The organism is Flectobacillus sp. BAB-3569 (assembly GCF_002270355.1).
Taxonomy (GTDB): domain Bacteria; phylum Bacteroidota; class Bacteroidia; order Cytophagales; family Spirosomataceae; genus Flectobacillus; species Flectobacillus roseus.
Genome location: NZ_NJFZ01000116.1, coordinates 1 through 3,146 on the forward strand (window position 1 = coordinate 1; position 3,146 = coordinate 3,146).

2 protein-coding genes are annotated in these 3,146 nt (G+C 38.3%); both read left to right on the plus strand.

The features are described 5' to 3' along the window. Window positions 1–2,234, plus strand: a 2,234-nt coding sequence (locus tag BWI92_RS26575) for an efflux RND transporter permease subunit (RefSeq protein ID WP_141234957.1), incomplete at its 5' end; no start/stop codon positions are given. 50 nt (window positions 2,235–2,284) lie between these two features. Further along, window positions 2,285–3,146 (plus strand): TolC family protein (locus tag BWI92_RS26580; RefSeq protein WP_176464567.1); only part of this gene is annotated, 862 nt, incomplete at its 3' end.

The following is a 3,146-nucleotide window of genomic DNA, read 5'->3' on the forward strand; positions in this document are numbered from 1 at the left end:
GTGTAAATGAACAGATTGAAACACTTTCAAAGAGCTTTCCGCCTGGCATTGGGTACTATAAGCTAATGAGTACAAAGGATCGCTTGGATGAAGCAACAGGACAGGTAAAGCATACCTTAATAGAAGCATTTATCCTCGTTTTCATCGTTGTTCTACTTTTTCTACAAGATTTTCGTTCTACGATTATTCCAGCTATTGCGGTTCCAGTAGCAATTATAGGAACATTTTTCTTTTTGATGGTGTTAGGCTTTACGATTAATATCCTTACGCTTTTCGCATTGGTACTTGCCATTGGGATTGTTGTCGATGATGCTATTGTAGTTGTAGAGGCTGTGCATAGTAAAATGGAGGGCACTAACCTAACAGGGAGAGAGGCTACTCATAGTGCGATGAGTGAAATCACTGGCGCAGTTATCTCAATTACCCTTGTAATGTCTGCTGTTTTTATTCCTATCGGATTTATGTCTGGAGCAGCAGGTATATTCTATAAACAATTTGCATATACGTTAGCAATTGCCATTATCATATCTGCTGTAAATGCACTGACACTGACACCTGCACTTTGTGCATTATTCCTTAAAAATACGCATGCAGAGGGCCATCATTCAGGAGCAAATGGTAACGTTGGATTTGGAAAAAGGTTTACTACCGCTTTCAATGTAGGGTTTAACAGTATGACTAATAGATATATTAAGGGAATTGTATTTTTAATCAACCGTAAGTGGTTAGCTACAAGTTTAGTTATAATTACTATCGTAGTTGCTGCTGTAGCAATGTATAGAACACCAAAAAGTTTTGTTCCCTTAGAGGATGATGGTTTTTTTGTATACTCACTGTCAATGCCACCTGGAACAGGACTTTCAACAACAACTGAAGTAGCCCAGAAGATTAACAACGTGTTAAAAGAAATTGAAGCAATTGAAGAAAATACTTCCATTACTGGCTTCAATATGCTTAACAATAGTGCTAGCTCAGCTTATGGAACAGGCTTCATTAAGCTTAAGTCTAAGGATAAACGTGGAGAGATCAAAGATATTGATCAAATCATGCAGGTAGTTGACAGTAAATTAAGTGAAATTAAAGAAGGAAGTGTTTATACATTCCGCCAACCACCAGTCGATGGTTATGGGTCTAGTAATGGAGCTGAAATTGTATTACAAGATCTACGTTCACAAAGTCCTCAGAAACTAGTAGCTCAAGCAGATTCACTGATCTATGCTCTCATGGGGATACCAGATGTGCAGATGGCGTATACTACCTTCCGTGCAGATTATCCGCAGTTGGAACTAGAAGTCAACGAGGATAAAGCCAAACAGCTCGGAGTAAGTATATCAGGACTACTGAGAACAATCCAAACCTATTTCTCCGGCGATCAATCACAAGACTTTATTCGCTTTGGAAAATTCTACCGTGTTAATATTAAAGCAGATGGTATTTTTAGAATGGATGAACAAGCCTTTAAGGATATTTTTGTAAAAAATATTCATGGGCAGATGGTTGCAGCAAACACTTTAGTATCATTACACAAAGTATACGGTCCAGAGGCAGTAAGTAGATACAATATGTTCAATGCATTAACTATCAATATTACTCCAAAACCAGGTGTAAGTAATGGCCAGTTAATGCAGAGTGTAGAATATATTTTGGATAATCGCTTGCCATCAGACTTCAAGTATGAATGGACTGGGCTTAGCCTTGAAGAGAAATCAACTGGTAATCAAGCAATATTAATACTTGGGCTTTGTTTACTATTTGTTTACTTACTATTGTCTGCCCAATACGAAAGTTACTTACTACCACTTGCAGTACTACTTTCAATTCCGACTGGGGTTATAGGAGCATTTCTTGGTATAATGGCAGTTGGTCTTGACAATAACATATATGTTCAGGTAGGTATAATCATGCTAATTGGTCTGTTGGCGAAGAATGCCATTCTTATTGTAGAGTTTGCTGTGCAACGGAGACGCGCAGGGTTTTCAATCGTCAAATCGGCTATTGATGGTGCCCAATCGCGTTTACGACCGATTATAATGACATCACTTGCCTTCATCGCAGGAATGATTCCTTTGGTACTTTCTGCGGGTAGTACTGCTGTAGGTAATAAATCCATTAGTGTTAGCACAGCAACAGGGATGTTGACGGGAGTAATATTAGGAATTTTTGTCATACCATTGCTATACATTGTGTTCCAATTCCTACAAGATAAATTGTCAGGGAAGAAACAAGTCGTCTAAGCATCCCAATACTTATAGAAATGAAAACAAATAAAATTGTTACCCTAGCGATGTTAATTGGTCTTGCATCATGGCTGACATCGTGTGTGGTGGGAGAGAAATATACACGAATTGATGTAAATGCCCCTACTAATTATCGTAGCGAAGTTTCGATTACAGCTGATACAATTGTTCTTCCTTGGAAAACATTTTTCAAGGATCCAATTCTAGTATCGTTGATAGACAAAGCGCTCACAAAAAACAACGAAGTAGTCGTAGCCTTGAAGACCATAGATCAACTTGAACTTTCACGTAGGCAAGCTAGGCTAGCGTTGTTACCCACAGTAGGAGGTACAACTGGTATATATCGTAATTATACCTCATTGAATAGTTTAAATGGATCTTTAACCGAGCAGTTCTCAGGTACCAAATATATAGATGATTTTAGCACTAGCCTAACTATATCTTGGGAAGCAGATATATGGGGAAAAGCAAAAATGCAACAAGAACAAGCAAGAGCTAATTATTTCGCTCAAAAGTATAACTTGCTAGCCCTAAAAACACGGATTATATCACAAGTTACTCAAGCATACTTTAATCTGGTAAGTTTAGATGCACAATTAAGAATAGCACATCAGAACATAGCCCTATTGGATAGTACTATTGAGATAATTAAGCATCAATATAATTCAGGAATGTCCACTTCGGTTGCTGTAGAACAGGCTGTTGCTCAGAAGAATACAGCCGAGTTGATTATACCCCTCGCCCTTCAGAATATTGTTATTCAGGAAAGTGAATTAAGTATTCTTTGTGGAGAATACCCTGATAGTATCAAAAGAGCTAAAGATATAGAAGGTGCAGCTCTGGTAGACACATTCTCTGTTGGGGTTCCGGCACAGCTGATTAGCCGCAGGCCAGATATTGCAGCAGCAG